Annotated in this window: 22 protein-coding genes; 9 read left to right on the top strand and 13 right to left on the bottom strand. The window is 59.2% G+C overall.

Features of this window, described 5'->3' with window-relative positions:
- The first annotated feature begins 20 nt into the window (after window positions 1-20).
- Both truB and AKV04_RS20840 read left to right on the top strand, forming a co-directional pair.
- The gene (gene truB, locus AKV04_RS20845) at window positions 21-923 is read left to right on the top strand and encodes a tRNA pseudouridine(55) synthase TruB (protein WP_054008310.1); all 903 of its coding nucleotides are present in this window, start codon (window positions 21-23) and stop codon (window positions 921-923) included.
- A gap of 210 nt (window positions 924-1,133) precedes the next feature.
- Entirely contained in the window at window positions 1,134-1,640 is a 507-nt protein-coding gene (locus AKV04_RS20840; RefSeq protein ID WP_054008309.1) for a DUF1643 domain-containing protein, read from the top strand.
- Here AKV04_RS20840 and AKV04_RS20835 read toward each other — a convergent pair.
- A complete protein-coding gene (locus AKV04_RS20835; RefSeq protein WP_054008308.1) occupies window positions 1,637-2,698 on the bottom strand; it encodes a calcium-binding protein in 1,062 nt (353 codons plus the stop codon). The two genes, AKV04_RS20840 and AKV04_RS20835, sit on opposite strands and share 4 nt — an antisense overlap.
- A 329-nt stretch (window positions 2,699-3,027) precedes the next feature.
- Here AKV04_RS20835 and rpsO point away from each other — a divergent pair, with 329 nt between their 5' ends.
- The 4 genes from rpsO to AKV04_RS20815 all read left to right on the top strand — a co-directional run bounded on the left by rpsO (window position 3,028) and on the right by AKV04_RS20815 (window position 7,524).
- Entirely contained in the window at window positions 3,028-3,297 is a 270-nt protein-coding gene (gene rpsO, locus AKV04_RS20830) for a 30S ribosomal protein S15 (RefSeq protein WP_054008307.1), read from the top strand.
- Between the two features lie 149 nt (window positions 3,298-3,446).
- Entirely contained in the window at window positions 3,447-3,926 is a 480-nt protein-coding gene (locus AKV04_RS20825) for a pyridoxamine 5'-phosphate oxidase family protein (RefSeq protein WP_054008306.1), read from the top strand.
- A gap of 244 nt (window positions 3,927-4,170) precedes the next feature.
- The gene (pnp, locus tag AKV04_RS20820; protein WP_054008305.1) at window positions 4,171-6,312 is read left to right on the top strand and encodes a polyribonucleotide nucleotidyltransferase; all 2,142 of its coding nucleotides are present in this window, start codon (window positions 4,171-4,173) and stop codon (window positions 6,310-6,312) included.
- A 150-nt stretch (window positions 6,313-6,462) separates the two neighbouring features.
- A complete protein-coding gene (locus tag AKV04_RS20815; protein WP_054008304.1) occupies window positions 6,463-7,524 on the top strand; it encodes a rhamnan synthesis F family protein in 1,062 nt (353 codons plus the stop codon).
- Window positions 7,525-7,564: 40 nt separating this feature from the next.
- Here AKV04_RS20815 and AKV04_RS20810 read toward each other — a convergent pair whose 3' ends face one another.
- A complete protein-coding gene (locus tag AKV04_RS20810; protein ID WP_054008303.1) occupies window positions 7,565-8,221 on the bottom strand; it encodes a peroxiredoxin in 657 nt (218 codons plus the stop codon).
- 225 nt (window positions 8,222-8,446) lie between these two features.
- Between AKV04_RS20810 and AKV04_RS20805 the strand changes: the two genes are divergently transcribed.
- Complete coding sequence (locus AKV04_RS20805) at window positions 8,447-9,892, top strand: aldehyde dehydrogenase family protein (protein WP_054008525.1); 1,446 nt, start codon at window positions 8,447-8,449, stop codon at window positions 9,890-9,892.
- 123 nt (window positions 9,893-10,015) lie between these two features.
- Window positions 10,016-11,992 (top strand): oxidoreductase, encoded by a 1,977-nt coding sequence (locus tag AKV04_RS20800; protein WP_054008302.1) that lies wholly within the window; start codon window positions 10,016-10,018, stop codon window positions 11,990-11,992.
- Here AKV04_RS20800 and AKV04_RS20795 read toward each other — a convergent pair.
- From AKV04_RS20795 to hspQ, 10 genes are all read right to left on the bottom strand, one after another.
- Window positions 11,989-13,614: an FMN-binding glutamate synthase family protein gene (locus tag AKV04_RS20795; RefSeq protein WP_054008301.1), complete on the bottom strand. Its 1,626-nt coding sequence runs from the start codon at window positions 13,612-13,614 to the stop codon at window positions 11,989-11,991. The genes AKV04_RS20800 and AKV04_RS20795 overlap by 4 nt on opposite strands.
- Window positions 13,615-13,704: 90 nt before the next feature.
- Window positions 13,705-14,358: an RluA family pseudouridine synthase gene (locus tag AKV04_RS20790; protein ID WP_054008300.1), complete on the bottom strand. Its 654-nt coding sequence runs from the start codon at window positions 14,356-14,358 to the stop codon at window positions 13,705-13,707.
- Complete coding sequence (locus tag AKV04_RS20785) at window positions 14,355-15,248, bottom strand: homocysteine S-methyltransferase family protein (protein ID WP_328287162.1); 894 nt, start codon at window positions 15,246-15,248, stop codon at window positions 14,355-14,357. Before AKV04_RS20785 ends, AKV04_RS20790 begins: the two co-directional genes overlap by 4 nt.
- A 3-nt stretch (window positions 15,249-15,251) precedes the next feature.
- The gene (locus AKV04_RS20780; RefSeq protein ID WP_054008298.1) at window positions 15,252-15,875 is read right to left on the bottom strand and encodes a LysE family translocator; all 624 of its coding nucleotides are present in this window, start codon (window positions 15,873-15,875) and stop codon (window positions 15,252-15,254) included.
- A gap of 12 nt (window positions 15,876-15,887) precedes the next feature.
- Window positions 15,888-16,247 (bottom strand): GFA family protein, encoded by a 360-nt coding sequence (locus AKV04_RS20775; protein ID WP_054008297.1) that lies wholly within the window; start codon window positions 16,245-16,247, stop codon window positions 15,888-15,890.
- Window positions 16,247-16,690 carry a GAF domain-containing protein gene (locus AKV04_RS20770; RefSeq protein ID WP_407638482.1) on the bottom strand — a complete coding sequence of 148 codons (444 nt, stop codon included), beginning with the start codon at window positions 16,688-16,690 and terminating at the stop codon, window positions 16,247-16,249. Before AKV04_RS20770 ends, AKV04_RS20775 begins: the two co-directional genes overlap by 1 nt.
- A gap of 1 nt (window position 16,691) precedes the next feature.
- Window positions 16,692-18,263, bottom strand: a complete 1,572-nt coding sequence (locus AKV04_RS20765) for a gamma-glutamyltransferase family protein (RefSeq protein ID WP_054008296.1) — start codon at window positions 18,261-18,263, stop codon at window positions 16,692-16,694.
- A gap of 216 nt (window positions 18,264-18,479) precedes the next feature.
- Window positions 18,480-18,932 (bottom strand): ATP-binding protein, encoded by a 453-nt coding sequence (locus AKV04_RS20760; RefSeq protein ID WP_054008295.1) that lies wholly within the window; start codon window positions 18,930-18,932, stop codon window positions 18,480-18,482.
- A 4-nt stretch (window positions 18,933-18,936) separates the two neighbouring features.
- Entirely contained in the window at window positions 18,937-19,272 is a 336-nt protein-coding gene (locus AKV04_RS20755; RefSeq protein WP_054008294.1) for an STAS domain-containing protein, read from the bottom strand.
- Window positions 19,273-19,357: 85 nt separating this feature from the next.
- Window positions 19,358-19,684 (bottom strand): heat shock protein HspQ, encoded by a 327-nt coding sequence (hspQ, locus tag AKV04_RS20750; protein WP_054008293.1) that lies wholly within the window; start codon window positions 19,682-19,684, stop codon window positions 19,358-19,360.
- 241 nt (window positions 19,685-19,925) lie between these two features.
- On the opposite strand from hspQ, the gene AKV04_RS20745 reads away from it, so the two are divergent.
- Complete coding sequence (locus tag AKV04_RS20745) at window positions 19,926-20,507, top strand: transglycosylase SLT domain-containing protein (RefSeq protein ID WP_054008292.1); 582 nt, start codon at window positions 19,926-19,928, stop codon at window positions 20,505-20,507.
- Here the strand turns inward: AKV04_RS20745 and AKV04_RS20740 are convergent.
- Entirely contained in the window at window positions 20,504-21,106 is a 603-nt protein-coding gene (locus AKV04_RS20740; RefSeq protein ID WP_054008291.1) for a LolA family protein, read from the bottom strand. The genes AKV04_RS20745 and AKV04_RS20740 overlap by 4 nt on opposite strands.
- Window positions 21,107-21,375 lie beyond the last annotated feature (269 nt).

The following is a 21,375-nucleotide window of genomic DNA, read 5'->3' as shown; positions in this document are numbered from 1 at the left end:
GTTTGCAAGAGGAGATCACGATGGCGCGCGGCAAAAAGGGTAGGGCGGTTTCGGGCTGGCTGGTGGTGGACAAGCCTGCCGGGATCACCTCGACCGCCGTGGTCAATAAGGTGAAATGGGCGATGGACGCGCAGAAGGCGGGCCACGCGGGCACGCTGGACCCTGCGGCGACGGGCGTGCTGGCGATAGCTTTGGGCGAGGCCACCAAGACGGTGCCTTATGTGACCGATGCGCTGAAATGCTATCGGTTTATGGTGAATTTTGGTGCTGCGACGACGACGGACGATGCCGAGGGAGCGGTGATCGCGGAATCTGCGTTGCGGCCTTCGGATGCTGAGATTGAAGCGGCCTTGGCGGCGTTTCGCGGCGATATTCAGCAGGTGCCGCCGCAGTTTTCCGCTGTGAAGGTCGATGGCGAGCGCGCCTATGATCTGGCACGGCAGGGCGAGGCGATGGATTTGGCGGCGCGGCCGTTGTGGGTGGAGCGGCTGGAGGTTCTCTCGCGGCCCTCGGCGGATCAGGTTGAGTTGGAGATGGTGTGTGGGAAGGGCGGCTATGTCCGCTCGATTGCCCGCGATCTGGGGGAAGCTTTGGGCTGTCTGGGGCATGTGGCTTGGTTGCGGCGGGAATGGTCGGGGCCGTTCACGGCGGTTGAGGGGATTTCGCTGGAGCAGATTGATGCTTTGGCGAAGACGGCGGAGTTGGATGCGTTTTTGAAGCCGTTGGAACTGGGGCTGGCCGATTTGCCGGAATTGCCCTGCACGCCGGAAGGGGCGGCGCGGTTGAAGAATGGCAATCCGGGGATGGTTCTGGCCTCGTCGGTTGGCTACGGCGATGAGGCTTGGGCGAGTTATCAGGGCCGCGCGGTTGCGGTGGGGATATACAAATCGGGCGAGTTGCATCCGAGCCGGGTGTTTAACTGATCTGCTCTGTCCACGCGTGGACAGACATGATTGTACAGCAATATCAATATGTTGATTTTTCGCGTTCAGAAAGTGTTAAGCTTTGGAACGGCGCGCTGGCTTGCGAGTTGAAGTCTCTGGCGGGAGTATTTTGAAAAGAACAATGCGGGGGCGTGTTGTGTTTCGGGCGGTTTGGCGCAAGGTTAGCAGCGTTGGGTTTAGGGGCGGGTTATGATCACGCGGCGGTTTCTGAAGGGCGATGCGGAAAGCGTGGCGGTGTATTCGCCCTGTGAGGCCTATCGCTATGCTTTGACGCGGGAATGGCAACCCGGGGGGCGGAAGGCGTTTTTTGTGATGCTGAACCCGTCTACCGCAACCGAGGTGCAGAATGATCCGACGGTGGAGCGTTGTGAGCGCCGCGCGCGGGCCCTGGGGTTTGGCGCGTTTCGCGTGGCAAATATCTTTGCTTACCGCGCCACCGATCCGAAGGTGATGCGGGCGCAGGTTGATCCGGTTGGGCCGCTCAACGATCAGGCGATTGCCGAAGGGGCGGCTTGGGCGGATCAGGTGATTTGCGGCTGGGGCAGCCATGGCGCGCATTTGGGGCGGGGTTCGGCGGTGGCAGAATTGCTGCGTGGCACGGGGGTGCCGCTGTATCATTTGGGGCTGACCTTGGCGGGTGCACCGAAACATCCGCTGTATATTGGCTATCAGGTGCAGCCGGAGTTGTGGCGTTAGGCAGCTTGTAGGGTGATGCTGCTGAGATCGAGGTTTGCGACGGATTGCAGAGTTGCGAGTGGGACGCCATCCAGCAGCAGGGTGGTGGTGCCAGAGTCAGAAGTTTCCAGCGTAAGCTGCGGATCTGGGTGTATCGCGACGTCATAGATTACCACCAGTGAATCTTCATGTGGGTTGAAATCGGTGATCTGCATTGGCGGGTCACCCGCGCCAATATCGAGCAGATGGAAGCGATCTTCACCCTCACCGCCATTGCCAGAATCGCCCGCGCCAAGCATCAGCGTGTCATCGCCCGCTTGGCCATTGAGGAAATCGGGCGTGTGATCAGGGTCGTCTTCGGTCTGGCCCCAGATCGTGTCATTGCCTGCGCCGCCGTCAAGGGTGTCGCTGCCAGTGCCGCCTGTTAAAATATCATTGCCCGCGCCGCCGTCGAGTGCGTCATCGTCCGCGTCGCCGTGCAGGCTGTCTTCGCCTTCGCCGCCGATGAGGTTATCAGCGCCACCGCCGCCCGACAGACTATCATCGCCGTCGCAACCGTGCAGGGTGTCGGTGTCAGTGCCGCCATCCAAGGTATCATTGCCGGCGTCGGCGTGGAGCAGATCGGCCCCCGCACCGCCCGTCAGGCTGTCATCGCCGCTACCACCGCTGAGTGCATCGTCGCCGTCATCGCCATTCAGGCTGTCATTTCCGTCATATCCGGCCAAGGCGTCGTTGCCGTTTTGGCCCGCCATGTGATCATCCCCCGCATCACCGCGCAGCATATTGGCAAGGTCATCGCCGTTCAGCCAAAGGTCTTCGGAGGTTGGCACCATCACGTCATTGGAAGAGATTACGCCGTCTTGTTCGGGGTTATCGCCTTCAATCGGGCCTTCGTCTGAAGCCGCTACGCTGGCATCGCGCGACGACAGCAGGTGGAAGATGTTGCTTGCATCGCCACTGTCGTCTTGGGTTGCGTCTGGGTGATCATCCGCCACCTCTGGGCCATCATCCGGCGTACTGAATGAATCGGCCATGACGCCAGCGAATACCGCCCCGAGCAGACCAAGCAAACCAAGCATGACAAAGACCTCCGGGCACGGGGAATAGGTGATGTTAACATTTTGTTAACCATATTTCCCGTTAACCATTTGGTTCTATGGGATATTTATTGTATGAAGCTATCACAGAATCGGTTTGGCTTCAAAAGCTGTTTGGGGGGCGGAGCAGCTAATTCAGGCATTGGTAAATAAAAGTTGCCGACGTGTTGGGTGGTGTTACAGACCACGAATCAGCTTCCCTTTGCGCCAGAACCCACCTATACGCGCGCATCCGTCAGCGATGGCGGTGTCATTGGCCCTGCTGGACGACATCCCGGCTTGCGCCGCAACCCTCTTAACAGGAGATCCCGATGTCGATCACCGTCGAAGAAAAAGCCCGCCTTATCAAAGAATACGCAACCAAAGAACATGACACCGGCTCGCCGGAAGTTCAGGTTGCGATTCTGTCGTCGCGTATCGCTACGTTGACCGAGCACTTCAAAACCCACAAGAAAGACAACCACTCGCGCCGCGGTCTGCTGATGCAGGTTGCCCAGCGTCGTAAGCTGTTGGACTATCTGAAGGCCAAAGACGAAGCCCGCTACGCTTCGCTGATCGCACGCCTCGGCCTGCGTCGCTAAGCTTATCGCTTAGGTTTTGTTGGAACGCCCGTGGTGCAAGCTGCGGGTGTTTTGCGTTGGGCGGCGACGAAATTTGTCTTTTCATTTGGAACGCGAGTGCTGCGAAGGGGTTGTCCTTGTAGAAGCGCAATGAATGAAAGGCGATTTTCATGACCGACCTGAAGCAAGAATTCTGGATCCGGATGGGCGATGTGAGAGCGGCGATGCTTGGCGTCAAAGGCCAGGGCAAGCTGGTGGCGATGTCGCCGCAACTGGATGATAAATTCCCGCAGACGATCTGGTTCATCACGGCCAAGGGCACCGATTTGGCCAAGTCGGTGCAGAGCGGCACGCAAGATGCGCAAATGGTTGTCTCGGATGGCGGCGCCGGGCTTTACGGCGATATTGACGGCAGTCTGGCGCAATCGACCGATCAGCAAGTGTTGGACGACGTGTGGAGCTTTGCGGCGGACGCTTGGTTTGAGGGCGGCAAGAACGACCCTGACGTGTGCTTGCTGCGGTTTACGCCAAAGGGGGGCGAGATTTCGGTCACGCCAACCAGCGGCGTGAAGTTTTTGTATGAGATTGCAAAAGCCAAATTCACCGGTGACAAGCCAGATGCAGGTGAGCAGGGCGTGGTTACGTTTTAAGATCTACAGTTCGGCTGTACGGCGCGCGTCTGCAAGGACGCGCGCTTTGTCGTTCGGTGATGGATGGTGGGAGTTGCAAGACTATACTTCCCAAACCCCTGCTTTTCCTGTAGACGCGCGCAATCTGCGATATGAGGCCTGCCCCCGGCCGCATGCATCAGGATAGGGGGCGGCGGCAATGGGGCCGCTATGCAAACGGGAGACACGACAGGGGTCGTGGGTGCTCTCATACAGGGAACGATAGATGTTCAACGTGACTAAAAAATCAATCCAGTGGGGCGAAGAAACGCTGACGCTGGAATCGGGCAAGGTTGCCCGTCAGGCTGACGGCTCGGTCATCGCCACTCTGGGCGAAACCAGCGTTATGGCCAACGTGACTTATGCGCGCGCGCCGAAACCGGGGCAGGATTTCTTCCCGCTGACCGTGCATTATCAAGAGAAATACTACGCCGCTGGGAAAATTCCGGGCGGCTTTTTCAAACGCGAGGCCCGTCCGAGCGAGAAAGAGACGCTGACCTCGCGTCTGATCGACCGTCCGTGCCGCCCGCTGTTTGTCGAAGGCTTCAAGAACGAAGTTCTGGTGATGGCGACCGTGCTGAGCCATGACCTTGAGAATGACCCGGATATCGTCGCAATGATCGCCGTTTCGGCAGCTTTGACGATTTCCGGCGTGCCGTTCATGGGGCCGATTGGCGCCGCGCGGGTTGGTTTCTCGGGTGGCGAATACAAGCTGAACCCAAGCGTGGATGACATGCATCAGCTGCGCAACAACCCGGATCAGCGGTTGGATCTGGTTATCGCGGGCACCAAAGACGCCGTGATGATGGTGGAATCGGAAGCTTATGAGCTGACCGAAGACGAGATGCTGGGTGCCGTGAAGTTCGGCCACGCGGCGATGCAGCCGGTGATTGATCTGATCATCGACTTTGCCGAAGATTGCGCCAAAGAGCCGTTCGACTTCCATGCGCCGGATTATTCCGAGCTTTATGGTCGCGTGAAAGCGGCTGGCGAAGTGCAGATGCGCGCGGCTTTTGCGATCCGTGACAAGCAAGAACGCACCTCGGCGATTTCGGCGGCGGTTATGGCGATCAAAGGCGTGTTGTCTGACGAGGACAAGGCCGATGCGAACCTTGGTTCGGCGATCAAAAAGCTGGAAGCCTCGATCCTGCGTGGCGACATCATCAACGGTGGAGCGCGTATTGACGGACGTGACAACAAAACCGTGCGTCCGATCGTGTCGGAAACCGGGATTCTGCCGCGCACCCATGGTTCGGCCTTGTTCACCCGTGGCGAAACCCAAGGTCTGGTTGTGACCACTTTGGGCACTGGCGAAGATGAGCAGATCATCGACGCTTTGCACGGCAACAGCCGCTCGAACTTCCTGCTGCACTATAACTTCCCTCCCTATTCGGTGGGTGAAGTGGGTCGTGTGGGCTCGCCGGGCCGTCGTGAGATTGGTCACGGCAAACTGGCATGGCGCGCGCTGCAAGCCGTGCTGCCGGCTTCGACCGATTTCCCCTACACTATCCGTTTGGTGTCGGAGATCACGGAATCGAACGGCTCGTCCTCGATGGCTTCGGTCTGCGGTGGCTCCTTGTCGATGATGGATGCGGGTGTTCCGCTGAAATCGCCGGTTGCTGGCGTCGCGATGGGTCTGATCCTGGAAGACGATGGCCGCTTTGCGGTGTTGACCGATATCCTGGGTGATGAAGATCACTTGGGCGATATGGACTTCAAGGTTGCAGGCACCGCCAACGGCATCACCACGATGCAGATGGATATCAAGGTGGCTGGCATCACGCCGGAAATCATGGCGCAGGCTTTGGCTCAGGCTAAAGACGGTCGTCTGCATATCCTTGGTGAGATGAACAAGGCGCTGTCGGCTCCGCAAGGTTTCTCGGAATACGCTCCGAAAATCGAAACCCTGCAGATCCCGACCGACAAAATCCGCGAAGTCATTGGGTCTGGCGGCAAAGTGATCCGTGAGATCGTCGAGCTTTCGGGTGCCAAGGTTGACATCAACGACGACGGCATCATCAAGATCGCCTCCTCGGATGCGGCCTCGATCAAGAAGGCCTATGACATGATCTGGTCGATCGTGGCAGAGCCGGAAGAAGGCCAAGTTTACACCGGCAAAGTGGTGAAGCTGGTCGATTTCGGCGCATTCGTGAACTTCTTCGGCAAGCGTGACGGTCTGGTGCATGTGTCCCAGATTGCCAACAAACGCCTGAACCACCCGAATGAAATCCTGAAAGAAGGCCAAGAAGTGAAGGTCAAGCTTTTGGGCTTTGATGATCGCGGCAAGGTCCGTCTGGGCATGAAGATGGTGGATCAGGAAACTGGTCTGGAAATCACCGAGACCAAAGACGAAGCTGCAGAAGCGTAAGCTTTTCTAAAATCTGCGAACGGCGCCAGCAATTCTGGCGCCGTTTTGCATTGGCAACACTTGGCTTGATTTGTTGTCCTGCCCTTGGCCTACGTGCTGCGCTGGGATATGAGGTGGCGAACTGCAATGTGGGTATGAGTGGGTTTTGCAATGCTGCCGATGTGGAAAGTTAAACGTGAAGTTCTGCGTGCCAAAGACCATGTGCGATTTCCTTTTATCGCATTGTCTGGGCCGATGCGCCGTGATTGGCATGATCTGCACAAAAGTCAGACTTCACGATACACAACTGGGCAGTTGGCGGTGGGGCCAAATGTAGTGCTTTACCTACTGTATCAACCCAAGGGGCTTTTAGCATCTTCGGTTGAGACCTGCCGTTATTTCGCGACAAAGGGTTTTTCGGTATTTATCGTCTCAAACGCGCCGCTTTCCGACGCTGATCGCAAGACGCTCTGCGGGCTTAGCTTTGGCGTGCTAGAGCGCGAGAATTTCGGCTATGATTTCGGTGGCTACAGGGATGGCATTTTGCATCTGCTCGATACAGGCGCGCAGATCAATAAGCTATTGATCATGAATGATTCGGTATGGTTCCCGACCTTTGCGGGGGAGGACTTTCTTGATCATGTTCTGACGGCAAAGACCGATCTATATGGTGCGGTGCTGTCGCAACGAAAGCAGCATTTGGAGCAGCGTCATTTGCAATCCTATGCGGTGTCATTTGGAAAGAGGCTGTTGGCAAGCCCAGACTTTGCACAGTTTTGGCGCAAGTTACTACTGAGCAGCAACCGTGAATGGACCATTCGCAACTGTGAAGTGCAACTGACCGTGCATTTCCGCAAACTGGGGTATTCGCTTGGCGCACGCTGGGGATTCGAGAGTTTGGGCGCGGTGCTCGATCAGCTTTCTGATGCGGAGTTGAAAGATTTGCTGCGGCTGGAGGCTGAGTTGGAACGCAAGCGCGCACCTACGATCAACGCGCTGATCGCAACTTATGGCAGTGAAACTTGGCGATCTAAAGTGACCGAGTTTGTCGACTCGCGCAAGTTTCGTAAGCAAATCATGCTGCTGCATCCAGCCGCTTTGTCTCAGATGAACTTCCCCTTCATGAAGAAATCGCGAGAGCCTTTTTACAGTGTACTCAGGCCACTTTATGCTAAGTGGCTGGCTGATAAATGCCAGCCGACGACTTTGAAAGAGTTGTCAGATTGGGATTGAGGGCATAGGGCGGCACCCGAGAGACGCCGCCGTACTGATCTTACTTCGGCTGCTTCGCGAACCGCAGATAGGGCAGTTTGATATCCAGCGCGCCGAACTTCTCGGTGGCCTGTTCGTTGTTCAGGCTCAGCGCGACAATCACGTCCTGACCGGGCTGCCAGTTAGCCGGAGTGGCAATTGGCACGCCATCGGTGGCCTGCACGGCATCCAAGGCGCGCAGGATTTCGGCGAAGTTGCGGCCCACCGACATCGGATAGGTCATCGACAAGCGGACCTTTTTATCCGGCCCGATGATATAAACCGTGCGCACGGTGGCGGTGTTGGCGGGGGTGCGGCCTTCGGTCGGCAGGTAGTAATCGGCGGGCAGCATGTCGAAGGCCTTGGCGACGGTCAGGCTGGTGTCGTCGATGATCGGGAAATCGGCGGGGGCACCCCCAAACGCCTCAATATCGCGTTTCCATTTGCCATGATCGGCCACCGAATCGACCGAAACGCCGATCACCTTGGTGTTGCGCTTTGCCCATTCGGGGGTAAGTTGCGCGACTGCGCCGAATTCGGTGGTGCAGACCGGGGTGAAATCGCGCGGATGGCTGAAGATGATCGCATAACCGCCCGCCAGCCAATCGTGGAAATGGATGGTGCCAGCGGTGGATTCGGCGGTGAAATCGGGGGCTACGTCGTTGATGCGGATAGACATGAGTTCTCCTGCGGCTGCCTGATGCGGTTTATGTAAGCGATTTGGAACGGAATTTCACTATCCTGTGTGACTTTGCCGTCAGAAGGGAAGGAAATTCTGTCTAGGTCCGCAGGGAAGGAAAGCGGCCCTGCTTTGGGAGACAAGTTTCGCGACATTTCCTGTCGGGCTTATGGTTGTGCAAACGGGTTTCCGCTGCCATATTATGATCAAATTCAGGAGGCTGGCATGATCATCAAGCGCGATTTCTATATCAACGGCACATGGGTCGCCCCCGTCACCCCACGCGATTGCGAGGTTATTGATCCTTCCACCGAAGAACCCTGTGCGGTGATTTCGCTGGGATCCGAGGCGGATACCAATGCAGCAGTGGCGGCGGCGAAGGCGGCGTTTCCGGCTTGGGCGGCGACCGATCCGGCGGTGCGGCGCGAGGTTGTGGTGAAGATTCTGCAGCAATATGAGCTGCGTCTGGAAGAGCTCGCCCATGCCATCGCGATTGAAATGGGCGCGCCGATTGACATGGCGCGCAGCAGCCAAGCGCCCTGCTTGCCGTGGCACGCGACCAATTTTTTGACGGCGTTTGACGCGCTGAAATGGGTGCGCCCGCTGGGGCCGCATGCACCGAACGACCGCATTGCGCTGGAGCCGATTGGCGTGGTGGGCCTGATCACGCCGTGGAACTGGCCGATGAACCAGATTGCTTTGAAAGTGATCCCGGCGATACTGGCGGGCTGCACCTGCGTGCTGAAACCGTCGGAGGAAAGCCCGCTGAACGCGCTGTTGTTCGCCGAGTTCTGCCATGATGCGGGCGTGCCTGCTGGCGTGTTCAACTTAGTGAATGGGGATGGTCCGGGGGTTGGGGCCGTTTTGTCGTCGCATCCAGATGTTGAAATGATTTCGTTCACCGGATCAACCCGTGCCGGGCGGGCGATTTCTGCCGCTGCGGCGCAAACCCTTAAACGGGTGACGCTGGAACTGGGCGGCAAAGGCGCCAACCTGATTTTCGCTGATGCCGATGACAAAGCGGTGGAGCGTGGCGTGCGGCATTTGATGAACAACTCGGGACAAAGCTGCAACGCACCGAGCCGGATGCTGGTGGAACGTCCCGCCTATGACCGCGCGGTGGAGATTGCGGCGCAGGTAGCGAATTCGATCAAGGTCGGCTCGGCGCATGACGCGGGAAAGCACATTGGCCCGGTGGTGAATAAGCGTCAATGGGATCAGATTCAGGGCTTTATCCAGAAGGGCATCGACGAGGGCGCGCGTCTGGTGGCGGGCGGTCCAGGTCTGCCCGAAGGCTTCAACCGTGGCTATTACGTCAAGCCGACGGTGTTCGCCGACGTGGTGCCGGGGATGACGATTGAGCGGGAGGAGATTTTTGGGCCTGTACTGTCAATCATTTCTTTCGATAGCGAAGAAGACGCAGTGCGCATCGCCAATGACACGCCCTATGGCCTCACCAATTATGTCCAATCCAGCGATGGCGCGCGGCGCAATCGGCTGTCGCGGCGGCTGCGGTCGGGGATGGTTGAGATGAATGGCAATTCGCGTGGCGCGGGATCGCCTTTTGGCGGGGTGAAAGCCTCGGGCCGGGCGCGTGAGGGCGGCCATTGGGGGCTGGAGGAATTCCTGGAGGTCAAGGCGATCTCGGGTTGGGATTCTGATCTGGGCTAGGTTTGGTTAAGCGCTGAAACGCCGCCGCTTGTTGGCGGTGTTTTGCGTTTCTGCGGTTAAAACGAAAACTTGACACATATGTCGATTCGAGTTTTGCTACGGGCAGCCACTGCAGGAGCCAATATGACCTCGCATCTCCGCCTTCTTTCGCCGTTGCAGATACGCGGCCAGACCCTGCGCAATCGCATCGTGTTCGGCGCGCATACCAACAATATGGCGGATCAGGGCCTGCCGGGCGCGCGGATGGAGGGCTATTTTCTGGAGCGCGCTTTAGGCGGCGCGGGCATGATCGTGACAGAGCCGGTGCCTGCACATCGCACCGGCGTGCTGACCCGGGGCAATATGCTGCATGAGTCAGACAAGATTATTCCGCATTTTCAGCGGATTACTGAGAAGGTGAAAGACGCAGGCGCGGTGATCTGCCAGCAGATTTACCATGTCGGGGCGCATGGCGATTCGGACCTCAGCTTTGCACCGCATTGGTCGCCCTCGGGTGGGCCGTCGTATCACGACAGCGACGGTTCGCATAAAATGACCGAAGCTGAGATTGAGGAACTGCTGGCGGCGCATCTGGCGGCGGCGGTGCGGGCGCAGAAATCGGGCTTTCAAGGGGTCGAGGTTTGGGCGGCCTACCACTCGCTGCTGGATCAATTCTGGACGCCGTGGTCGAACCAGAGGGATGACAAATGGGGCGGCTCGCTGGAGAACCGCACGCGGTTTTCGCGAACGTTGGTCGAAAATATCCGTCGCTTCTGTGGAGAGGATTTTATCGTCGGGATGGCGGTCAGCTATTCCACCGCCTATTCCGCGACGCTCTCGGCTGAGAGTATGTGTGAAATCATCGCGTTGCATGATGCGACCGGGCATCTGGATTATGTGACGGTGGGCGCGGGCAGCTATCTGGAATTTGACGCGATCATCCCCCCGTTCACCCATGGCGAAAAGCTGACAACGCCCCTGACAGCGCAGCTTAAAGCTTTGGCGAAGAACATTAAAATTACCTCCGAGGCCGGGGTGCGGACGCCAGAGAATGGCGAGCAGATCATTGCCTCGGGTGAGGCTGATCTGGTGTCCATCGTGCGCGGGCAGATTGCCGACCCACAGCTAGCGCGCAAAGCTACGGAAGGTCGGGCGGAAGATATTCGCGGCTGTATCTCGTGCAATCAAATGTGCTGGGGGCGGCGCAGCCGGGATTATTGGATTTCCTGCTTGGTGAACCCCTCGGTGGGGCGCGAGTTTGAATGGGGCGGTGATCGGTTTCAAGCCACGGCTGTGCCGAAATCGGTGCTGGTGGTGGGCGCTGGCCCGGCTGGTCTGGAGGCAGCGCGTGGGGCGGCAGAGCGCGGTTATCGCGTGGAGATCGTGGAGGCTTTGCCGGTGATTGGAGGGCAATTCCGCCTTGCGGGCATGCAGCCGCGGCGGGCGCAGATTTTGGAGTTGATGGATTGGTATGAGCGGCAGTTTGTAAAGCTGGGCGTGACGTTGCGGTTGAACACCTATTTGGACACCGATGAAATCGCCGCACATCCGACGGATATAGTAGTGTTGGCGACGGGATCATTGCCAGATGAAAAATCATTTCAACGTTGGTTGCCGCACCTAGAAAGCCTGCCGGGGCTGGAGTTGGGCGGCGTTTGGTCGCCCGAAGACGTGATGCGGCGCGAGGCGCGGTTGGGCGATGCGGTGATCGTTTATGATGAAGGTTCAAACTGGCGCGGGGTTGGCACGGCCTGGGCTTTGGCGGAGGCGGGCAAGCGGGTGACGATTGTGACGCCCGAGGCTTTTGTCGGCAAAGAGATCGCGCGGACTGCGGCGGATGGTGCGGCACGGCGACGGATGGCAAAGCTGGGGGTGGTGTTCAAAACCGAAGCCTGTATCGGCCGCTGGCATGGCAATGGAGCGACAGTGGTTAACTTGCTGACGGGCGAGGAGGAGGTTATTGCCGCCTCGGGTCTGGTGATGGCCACGACGAACCGGGCGTTTGATCCGTTCCCCGAGGCGTTTGAAGGCAAAAAGGTGCTGCGGATCGGCGATTGCGTGGCACCTCGATTGGCAGCTTATGCGTTTCACGAGGGCCGCAAGCTGGCGCTTGACCTCTAACCCACCCGCGCGAAACTGCTGGCAGAGGACAGCGCCCACGCGTCGCGGAAATGCGGTGAGGACGCGGGGTCGGCGAGCAGTTGACCGGGCTTAAGTTGCTCATATTGCTCGGCAAAGGAGATCACCTTATCGGACGAGGCCCGGCGCTGGAAATGATGCGGGCGCAGCTCTTGCGGATGCGACAGTCCTGCGGCGGCGACCAGTTCGGCCAAAGCGTGCAGTGTGTTGTGATGGAAGTTGGCCACCCTTTCGGCCTTGTCGGGCACCACGATGGCGCGCTGGCGGGCGGGGTCTTGCGAGGTGACGCCAGTGGGGCATAGCCCAGTATGGCAGGATTGCGCCTGAATACAGCCGACCGCGAACATGAAGCCGCGCGCGGCGTTGCACCAATCGGCCCCCAAAGCCATCACCTTGGCCATATCGAAGGCCGAGGTGATCTTGCCCGACGCGCCGATCTTGATTTTGTCGCGCAGGCCGACGCCGATCAAGGCATTGTGCGCAAAGGACAATCCATCGCGCAGGGGCATCCCGACATGATCCATAAACTCCAGCGGAGCAGCCCCGGTGCCGCCTTCTTTGCCGTCAATGACGATGAAATCCGGGGTGATGCCGGTTTCCAGCATCGCCTTGCAGATCGCCATAAACTCCCATGGATGGCCGATACAAAGCTTGAATCCTGCGGGCTTCCCACCCGACAATTCCCGCATCCGGGTGACAAATTCCAACAGGCCCGCGGGCGTTGAAAACTCGGAATGGCTGGCGGGCGAGACGCAATCCTGCCCCATCGGCACACCGCGAATTTGCGATATTTCTGCGCTAACTTTCGCCGCTGGCAACACGCCACCGTGGCCGGGTTTGGCCCCCTGCGACAGCTTCAACTCCACCATTTTGATCTGCGGATCGGCGGCAGCCTCGGCAAACAGCGTGGCATCAAATCCACCCGCCAGATTGCGCGCGCCGAAATAGCCAGAGCCCAATTCCCAAACCAGATCGCCGCCAAATTCGCGGTGATAGGGCGAAACCCCGCCTTCGCCGGTATCATGAAAGAAGCCGCCAGATTGCGCGCCTTTGTTCAGCGAGCGGATCGCATTGGCGGAAAGCGCGCCATAACTCATCGCGGAAATGTTCAGAAGCGAGGCGGAATAGGCGCGCGGGCCAAGGCCGATGTCGACCCGCATCGCCTCAATCGAGGCGGCAGGCCGCGGCGCAATCGAGTGGTGCAACCATTCGTATTGTTCCTGATACACGTCATACATCGTGCCGAACGGGCGCTTATCCAACTCGCGCTTGGCGCGTTGATAGACGATGGCGCGCTTGTCGCGCGGGAAGGGCGCACCATCCTTCTCGCCTTCAAAGAAATACTGCCGCAGTTCGGGGCGAATATCTTCCAGAATGAAGCGCATATGCGCCACGATCGGGTAGTTGCGCAGGATGGCGTGGCGGGTTTGCCGCAGATCATACACCCCCAAAGCCACCAGCCCTAGCATCACCACGGTCAGCAGTTCCAGTACATCGGCATAGGCCAGCCAGCGTTGGCTGAGGGCGGCAAAAACTACGGCAAGCACGACACACAGCGTCATTGCAGAATAGCGAGGCTCGAACGGATAGCGCAGAAATTGCATTATGATCCCTTGGGCAGCACATTGACTGCCATCTAACGCCCCATAAATTTCTGTCAGGTTAACGCTGGAATGTCACAAAGTCTTGTCACATTAAAACGGGATCGGGGCGCTGAAGGTGATCCAGTCTTTCGTTTCGGGATGATGCAACGACAGGCTTTCGGCATGGAGCATCAGGCGCGGAAAATCGCGCGCCTTTCCCGTGGCATAGATCGGATCGCCGAGGATCGGGCAGTCCTGCGCCAGCATATGCACGCGCAACTGATGACTGCGCCCGGTCAAGGGGAACAGGCGGACGCGCGTGGACTCGGGGGTACGGCTGATCACTTGCCAATCGGTCTGCGCGGGGCGACCGTGGACGTAATCGACCATCTGGCGCGGACGGTTTGGCCAATCGGCGCAGAGGGGCAGGTCGATATGGCCGTGATCGGGCGTTAACGTGCCGTAAACTTCTGCGATGTAGGTTTTCTTGGCGCGCCGTTTTTCGAATTCCTGTCCCAGAAAGCCCTGTGCTTGTTTGGTGCGGGCAAAAATCATCACGCCAGAGGTGTCACAATCCAGACGATGCACCAGCAGAGTATCCCAATGCGCCGCTTGCAGGCGGCTGACGAGGCAATCCTCGCGCCCTTCCAGCTTGCCCGGTACTGACAGCAGGCCCGCAGGCTTGTTCACCACGATGATTTGCGCATCTTGGTGCAGGATATCCAGCGGGACATGTGGGGGAGTGTAGATAAAATCCGGGATCATACGATGCTGTGGCCTGCGGCTTTCAGACTGGCGGCAAGGTGGCGGATATGGGCGGGGCCAACCTCGCAGCAGCCGCCGACGATGGTGGCACCAAGGGCGATCCATTCCATCACGAAAGCGGTGTATTTCTCGGGCGAGAGATCATGGCGGTGGGTATAATCGGGGGCAGCGACGGCATCGGGCAGCGGCAGGCTGGAGATTTCGCTGAAGCCATTGGCATAGGCCCCGAAGGGCAAGCCCATGGTAGAGAGTTCGCGCAGCGCGGCCAGCATTGCTTCGGGCATAGAGCAGTTCGCCAGCACGGCGGCGGTGGGGTGTTCGGCGATCAGATCGCGCAGGCCCGCGATGGGTTCGCCCGAACGCAGGCGGCTGCCGTCACGGTCATGCACCGAGACCGAAAGCCAGACCGGCAGGCCAGCGGCTTGCGCGCCTTGCAACGCGCCGCGCGCAAGGTCCAGTGAGGACATGGTTTCCAGCAGGATCACATCGACATGCGGAGCGAGGATGCGGGCTTTTTCGGCGTACAGCGGGGCGGAGACGGAGACGGGCGGCGTCAGATCGGGGCGATAGGATTCGCCCAAAGGCCCCATCGAACCGGCGATCATCCCGCGTCCGGCTTGGGCTTTCGCCTCATGTGCTTCCATCAGGGCGCGTAGGTGCAGCGCGTGATACAGTGCTTCAAGACCCACACCCTGAAGCCGATCATGCAGGATGTTATAGGTGTTGGTGGTGGCCACCGAAGCGCCCGCAGCGAAGTAATCGTCGTGGATGGCTTTCACCAAACCGGGATGGTCGATCATCACGCGGGTGGCCCACAGCGGGGTGGGTTCGTCGCCCGAGCGCGCTACCAATTCCTGGCCCATGCCACCGTCGAGAAGGGTAATCTGCATCATTCACTCCGTGATCAACCGGGCCGCCAGACCCGCGAAAAGTACCGCTGCGAGCTTGTTCAACAGGCCCATGCGTGCGCCAATAGCACGACCCGCGCGCCCTGCCAAATAGCCATAGCCGACGGTGATAATCGTGCCGGTGATGCCAAAGATCGCGCCGAGCAGCAGAATCTGCACCCAGACTGGGCCGAGGCCGGGGTTCACGAATTGCGGCAGGAAGGCCAGCATGAACAGGATCGGCTTAGGGTTCAGAATGTTGGTTAAGGCACCTTTGCGGAAGGCGGCCCAGCCCGTGCGTTGGCCCTTGCCGGGGGCGATTTCGCCGCTGTCACGCCAAGATTTCCAAGCGATATAAAGCAGATAGGCGGCGCCGGCGTATTTGATGGCGCTTAATGCCTCGGGGTTGGCGGCGATCAGGGCCGAGAGGCCGAGCGCGGATAGTGCCACATGCCACAAAGCCCCAAGGCCGACGCCAAGCCCCGCCATAACCCCTGCACGCGGGCCACCTTGAATGCCCGAAGCGGTGGCAAAGAAAACATCCTGCCCCGGTGTCAGATTCACCACCAAGCCTCCACCGATAAAGGCGAGCAGATTATGCAGGCCGATGCCATTGATGATATCCCACATGGTGTCTCCGGGTTAAGGCGTTGGAATGTCGTAATAATCGCCCTTGTCTTCGACGCACCAATGCTGGGTGATTTGCAGCCCCGTCGCCCCCTCCAGCGCGCCTGCGGCGATGCTGATGCGGGCCTCCCCCACCGGCTCCCAAAATAGGCTGGAGCCACAAGTTCCGCAAAACCCGCGCCGCGCTTGGGGCGAGGATTGGAACCAGCGCAGGCCAGTGGTTTCGGTCAGGCGGAAACGGTCCAGTGGCACGGAAGTGGCCGCCCAGAAATGCCCCGAGGTTTTGCGACATTGCGAGCAGTGGCAGGCAAATACGTCACGCAACGGCGCGTCGGCCTCAAACCGGACTTGGCCGCAGAGACAACCGCCTTTCATTACGCGCTCCTGAACACTTCGGCCAAGAGCGGTACCAGCCAATCCTCATCGGCCTTCGTGAAGGCGGCGGGGGTGTTGCTGTCGATGTCCAAGACGCCGAGCAGCTTGCCCGCGCCATTCCAGACCGGAAGCACCAGTTCGGATTTGGTCGAGGTGGCACAGGCGATATGGCCGGGGAAGGCATCCACATCCGGCACGTTCTGCACTTGGCCGGTGCGGGCGCAGGCACCACAGACGCCGCGCGAAAACGGGATCACAAGGCAGCCGTGACCGCCCTGATAGGGACCTATTTTCAAAAGGTTAGGTTCAGTCACGCGGTAGAATCCCGTCCAATCGGCGAAGGGGTGGGCGTGGTGCAACTCGCACGCCACGGTGGCCATCAGCGCCACGGTGTCGGTTTCGCCATGGGTTAGCGCGCGGATGGATTCGGTGATGTGCTGCATATCAATGTCCCAAAGCGCAGCCGTCTTTGCGCGGGTCAGACGCGCCAATCAGAATGCCAGAATCATCAATCAGGATGCTTTGCGCGCCGCCAATCGGCTCGGGCGACAGCGACACCTGATGCCCCATCTGCGCCAGTTCGGCGCGCACTTGCGGCGCGTAGCCGCTTTCCGCCAACATACCCTCTGCCCCCGAGAAACAGCGCGGCGCGTCGATGGCGGCTTGGGCCTGCAAACCGTAATCAACCATGTTGGTGACAAAGCGGGCATGGCCGCAGGGCTGATAGGCGCCGCCCATCACGCCGAAGGGCATGATAACCTTGCTATTTTTGCGCAACATGCCGGGAATGATCGTGTGCATCGGGCGCTTGCCGCCGCCAGCCTCGTTCGGATGGCCCGGCTGCAGGCTGAAACCCGCGCCGCGATTCTGGAAGTTGATACCGAATTTCTGCGAGGCGATGCCCGCGCCAAAGCCCCAGAAAATCGAGTAAATCAGCGACACCGCCATGCGGTCGCGATCGACAACCGTGATGTAGATGGTGTCTTTGTGGACGGCCTCGGTCAGGGGGGGCGCCGCTGCCATTGCGCGCTTAGGGTCGATCAGGGCGGCAAGTTTCGCTGCGGTTTCCAATGAGAGCATGTGATCAAGGCGCGGCGTGGCTTCGGCAATAAAGCGGTTGCGGGCGTCATAGGCGAGTTTGGCGGCCTCGGCCTCGATATGCGCGCGCTGGGTGCCGAACGGGTCCATCGCGGCAAGGTCGAAGTGTTTGAGGATGTTCAGCATCAGGATTGCCGTGGCCCCTTGGCCGTTTGGCGGATGCTCAACCAGTTCGACGCCCTTATAATCGCCCGCGATAGGGTCGGTGTAAGTGCAAGCGGTGGCTGCGAAATCTTCCAGCGTGTGCAGACCACCCATGGCTTGCAGTGAGGTGACCATGTCTTCGGCCACCTCGCCCTCATAAAATCCGGCGCGGCCTTCGCGGGCAACGCGGCGCAGCACTTCGGCTTGGCCGGGGGCGCGGAAAACTTGGCCGATTTTTGGAGCCTGACCATCCAGCAGGTAAAATTTGCGGGCATCGCCGCTGAGTTCCGGGCCGTCCACTGCCCAGTCGAGGGCGACACGCGGCGCAACCGGGACGCCCTCATCCGCATAGCGGATCGCGGGGGCCAATACGCGGTCTAGACCCAACTTGCCCCAATCGGTGGACAGGCGGCAGAAGGCATCCATTGCGCCCGGCACTGTCACCGGATCGACGCCGCGGAGGGGCACGGCGTCCAACCCACGATCCCGCATCGCCTGCGCCGCATAGGTTTTCGGCGCGCGGCCCGAGCCGTTCAACGCGACAATGCGCTCTTCGCCAGCGGGCTTGATCAGCGCAAAACAGTCGCCGCCGATTCCGGTCATCTGCGGCTCGCAAATCCCGAGCAAAACCGCACCTGCGATGGCGGCATCCACCGCATTGCCGCCCGCCTCCAGCACCTCAACCGCGACTTTGGCGGCCAAGGGGTGCGAGGTGGCGCAGATGCCATTGCTGGCATAGATCGCCGAGCGGCCTGGAGCCTGAAAATCGCGCATTAAAAACCCTCCTGTTGGCGGCAAGCCTAGGGAGTTGTTGCAGGACTTCCAAGAGAGAGATGAACCTCGACGTCACGAACTGGGGGGGGCAATATCCGCAGCGCCGAGGGAAGCTTTATGCAGCTACAGATTCAATATCTGCATTATCGGCGGCTGTATTAGGGGGGAATTTCGGCAAATAGGTGGCGGTTCTCACGAAGTTAGAACAATCGCAGATCAAGCGGGCGATTGTTGCGTGTCTAACCGGAAGCTGAGCAGGTTGCGCCCGCATTCCCGACGATAGGCGAGGTCTTTCGACAGGCTTCGAATCAAATGCCAGCCGAATCCACCTTCGGGCAGATCGGCAAAATCCGCCAGCGGGGCGAGTACGCCTGCGGGCAACTGACCGCCGGGCATCGGCTCGCCGGTGTCCGAGATCATGCACAGCAATCCGTTCCGCCGTAGTTGCAGCGAGATTTCGATCTCGCCATCATGATGGGCATAAGCATGTTCAACAATGTTGTTCAAAGCCTCTGCCAGCACGATTTCTGCGGTGCCGCGCCCGTCTTCAGGCAGGCTGCGCAGTAAAAGCGTGTCCAGCAGCGCGCGCAGGCCATCGCGCACGGCAGTCTGTCGCCCCGGAATTGTCAGCCGGGTGCTGGAGGAGAAGTCGACAGCTTCGGCATTCATCGGCCTACCCCACCTGCCGCAAATCGTCGGGGAGGTGATCATGGATGGTGAAAATACTGTCCATGCGCGTCAGCCGAAACACCTTTTGCACCGTGGTAGTCAGGCCGGAAAGTTCCAGTTTCCGATCGGGCCCCAAAGCCTTCATCACCGCAACCACCGCGCCCAGACCGCTGCTGTCCAGAAATGCCACCCGCGACATATCCAAAACCACCCGCAGTGACGGTGTTTGGGTAAGTTCGCGCATCCGGTCTTTGAACTGAATCGCGCCTGCGGCGTCGATACGGTCGCCCAAGGCGCTGACCACAATCATTTCGCCACGGTGTTCTGCCACAAGCTCCATCTGCTTGGCCCCTTTGTTGGAAAACTGGGGTTAGATTAGGCGCAAGAGGTTACTGATCCGTAAGCGGCGGCGGATATGTGGGGAATTAATTCAGCTGGAATTGCAGCGGATAGCGGCCATTCTCAAAATCGCCGAACAGATCGGGCAGATCGGGATGGGTTATCGGCTCGCCTGTTTCATCGGGCACAAGGTTCTGCTCGGAGACATAGGCGACATAGTAGCTTTGGTCATTCTCGGCCAGCAGGTGATAAAACGGCTGATTGCGCGAGGGGCGGGCGTCTTCCGGGATAGCATGATACCATTCCTCGGTGTTGGAAAACATCGCGTCCACATCGAACACCACACCGCGAAACGGGTGCTTGCGATGACGAAGCACCTGACCGATGTGATATTTGGCCGCAGTCTTCAGCATCGTGTGTTGCTCCCCATAAAGGTTTAGTAATCCCTTGCGCAGGCGGTGTCTATTCCACAGGCGCGCCGCGAGGGAAACAGTCTGTGTTGGGCTGCGGCCTAGTCACGCTGCGTCTTGCCGGTCCGAAAATCCGCCGAAACTGGGTTTCGCACGGGATTGTCATGTGAAAACGCAGACATGCCCATTTCATCTGCAGTGATTTTCTCGTATCCTTGCGACAAAATAAAAACGCGAGGGGCAAATGAGCAGAACTCTCCGTGCGTCGATCCTGTTGTTGGCCCTTGCATCTTGCGGGGGTGGAAACTCATCGGCGCCGAAAAATATGGATGATGCCTGCGCGATCGTGCGGCAGCGTCCGGCGTATTTCAGCGCCATGCGGGCGACCGAGCGGAAATGGGGCGTGCCGGTGCATGTGCAAATGGCGGCGATTTATCAGGAATCGAAATTTATCGGCAATGCGCGCACCCCACACCAGTTTGCGCTGGGGGTGATCCCGATGGGGCGGCAATCCTCGGCCTATGGCTACAGTCAGGCGCTGGACGGCACTTGGGAAGAGTACCAAAAAGAACAGCGCCGCCATGGCGCCAAGCGCGACCGGATCAATGATGCGACGGACTTCATGGGCTGGTACATGAGCGAAAGCAGCGACAAGCTGGGGATTTCACGCGGCGATGCCGAGGCGCAGTATCTGGCCTATCATGAGGGTCGGACGGGTTACGCCAACCAATCCTATCTTAACAAGCCTTGGCTGGTGGATGTCGCCGCCGCGATTGGGCGGCGCTCGACCATGTATGCTGAACAGCTGAGCTACTGCCGCCGTTAACGGTGGCGGCGCTCAATCTCATCGGTGATGTTGAACAAGCTGGCGCTGTAGTTGCCGCCGGTCTTCAAATCGCCCAGGATCACCGTGGTTTGCTGGCCGAGATCATCGGTGATCACCCATTGCCGCAGGGTGATTGGGTTGGCGGTGAACACCAGCGCGATCTGGCCGTATTCGGGGTGCTGCGGATCTTGCGCGACGACTTGGGTGGCGTTCTTGTCCTCGGTATGGGCGACCACGGTTTTGGCGCTGCCGAGATTGACGTTGGCGGCGAGGATCAGGTTCAGCGGCGTGCGCTTCAGCGGGTATTGTTCCGGAGCTTGGTTTGATTTCGCATCAAAGATCGCGACATTGCCGCTGGAGGCCAGCACTAAGGATTTGTCTGGCGGGGCGTATTCAAAGCGCACCCGGCCGGGGCGTTTGATGATCAGCTTGCCGGTGGCAATCGAGCCGTCGGCGTTGACTTGGGTGAACGGGGTTTCCACCGAGGTCAGGCTGTTCAGGTAGGCCGAGAGATCCTTCAACGGGATTTTATCGGCCCAAGCAGGGACAGCCAGAAGGATCAGGGCGAGCGGGGCGAGGAGGGTGCGAAGCGGTTTCATGGGGTATATATAGGGCATCCGAGCCGCACCTGCACCCCCCTCGCGTTCACTTGGCGGAGAGGTGCCGAAGCGGGTTTCGTGATGGGTCCCAACTCGGGACCATTGTTTTATATGGATTAAATTGTGGCAAAAGCCCTGATCATCATGCTTTGTTAACGCGCGTGTGCTGCGCTGATGAAGCCTCCGGCGGGGATATTTAAGCCAAGATGAAATCTGTGCAGTTTCATCTTGGCTTAAATATCCCCCGCGGAGCGTTCCGCGTTTTCAGC

This window comes from Cypionkella psychrotolerans, assembly GCF_001294535.1.
GTDB classification, from domain to species: domain Bacteria; phylum Pseudomonadota; class Alphaproteobacteria; order Rhodobacterales; family Rhodobacteraceae; genus Cypionkella; species Cypionkella psychrotolerans.
Note: the sequence above shows the minus strand (reverse complement) of the source record. Positions and strands in the feature narration are given on the sequence as shown.

Bases quoted from the DNA above. Each gene is read 5' to 3' on its own strand.
- truB (WP_054008310.1), top strand. From the start codon at position 21: ATGGCGCGCGGCAAAAAGGGTAGGGCGGTTTCGGGCTGGCTGGTGGTG.
- AKV04_RS20840 (WP_054008309.1), top strand. From the start codon at position 1,134: ATGATCACGCGGCGGTTTCTGAAGGGCGATGCGGAAAGCGTGGCGGTG.
- AKV04_RS20835 (WP_054008308.1), bottom strand. From the start codon at position 2,698: ATGCTTGGTTTGCTTGGTCTGCTCGGGGCGGTATTCGCTGGCGTCATG.
- rpsO (WP_054008307.1), top strand. From the start codon at position 3,028: ATGTCGATCACCGTCGAAGAAAAAGCCCGCCTTATCAAAGAATACGCA.
- AKV04_RS20825 (WP_054008306.1), top strand. From the start codon at position 3,447: ATGACCGACCTGAAGCAAGAATTCTGGATCCGGATGGGCGATGTGAGA.
- pnp (WP_054008305.1), top strand. From the start codon at position 4,171: ATGTTCAACGTGACTAAAAAATCAATCCAGTGGGGCGAAGAAACGCTG.
- AKV04_RS20815 (WP_054008304.1), top strand. From the start codon at position 6,463: ATGCTGCCGATGTGGAAAGTTAAACGTGAAGTTCTGCGTGCCAAAGAC.
- AKV04_RS20810 (WP_054008303.1), bottom strand. From the start codon at position 8,221: ATGTCTATCCGCATCAACGACGTAGCCCCCGATTTCACCGCCGAATCC.
- AKV04_RS20805 (WP_054008525.1), top strand. From the start codon at position 8,447: ATGATCATCAAGCGCGATTTCTATATCAACGGCACATGGGTCGCCCCC.
- AKV04_RS20800 (WP_054008302.1), top strand. From the start codon at position 10,016: ATGACCTCGCATCTCCGCCTTCTTTCGCCGTTGCAGATACGCGGCCAG.
- AKV04_RS20795 (WP_054008301.1), bottom strand. From the start codon at position 13,614: ATGCAATTTCTGCGCTATCCGTTCGAGCCTCGCTATTCTGCAATGACG.
- AKV04_RS20790 (WP_054008300.1), bottom strand. From the start codon at position 14,358: ATGATCCCGGATTTTATCTACACTCCCCCACATGTCCCGCTGGATATC.
- AKV04_RS20785 (WP_328287162.1), bottom strand. From the start codon at position 15,248: ATGCAGATTACCCTTCTCGACGGTGGCATGGGCCAGGAATTGGTAGCG.
- AKV04_RS20780 (WP_054008298.1), bottom strand. From the start codon at position 15,875: ATGTGGGATATCATCAATGGCATCGGCCTGCATAATCTGCTCGCCTTT.
- AKV04_RS20775 (WP_054008297.1), bottom strand. From the start codon at position 16,247: ATGAAAGGCGGTTGTCTCTGCGGCCAAGTCCGGTTTGAGGCCGACGCG.
- AKV04_RS20770 (WP_407638482.1), bottom strand. From the start codon at position 16,690: ATGCAGCACATCACCGAATCCATCCGCGCGCTAACCCATGGCGAAACC.
- AKV04_RS20765 (WP_054008296.1), bottom strand. From the start codon at position 18,263: ATGCGCGATTTTCAGGCTCCAGGCCGCTCGGCGATCTATGCCAGCAAT.
- AKV04_RS20760 (WP_054008295.1), bottom strand. From the start codon at position 18,932: ATGAATGCCGAAGCTGTCGACTTCTCCTCCAGCACCCGGCTGACAATT.
- AKV04_RS20755 (WP_054008294.1), bottom strand. From the start codon at position 19,272: ATGGAGCTTGTGGCAGAACACCGTGGCGAAATGATTGTGGTCAGCGCC.
- hspQ (WP_054008293.1), bottom strand. From the start codon at position 19,684: ATGCTGAAGACTGCGGCCAAATATCACATCGGTCAGGTGCTTCGTCAT.
- AKV04_RS20745 (WP_054008292.1), top strand. From the start codon at position 19,926: ATGAGCAGAACTCTCCGTGCGTCGATCCTGTTGTTGGCCCTTGCATCT.
- AKV04_RS20740 (WP_054008291.1), bottom strand. From the start codon at position 21,106: ATGAAACCGCTTCGCACCCTCCTCGCCCCGCTCGCCCTGATCCTTCTG.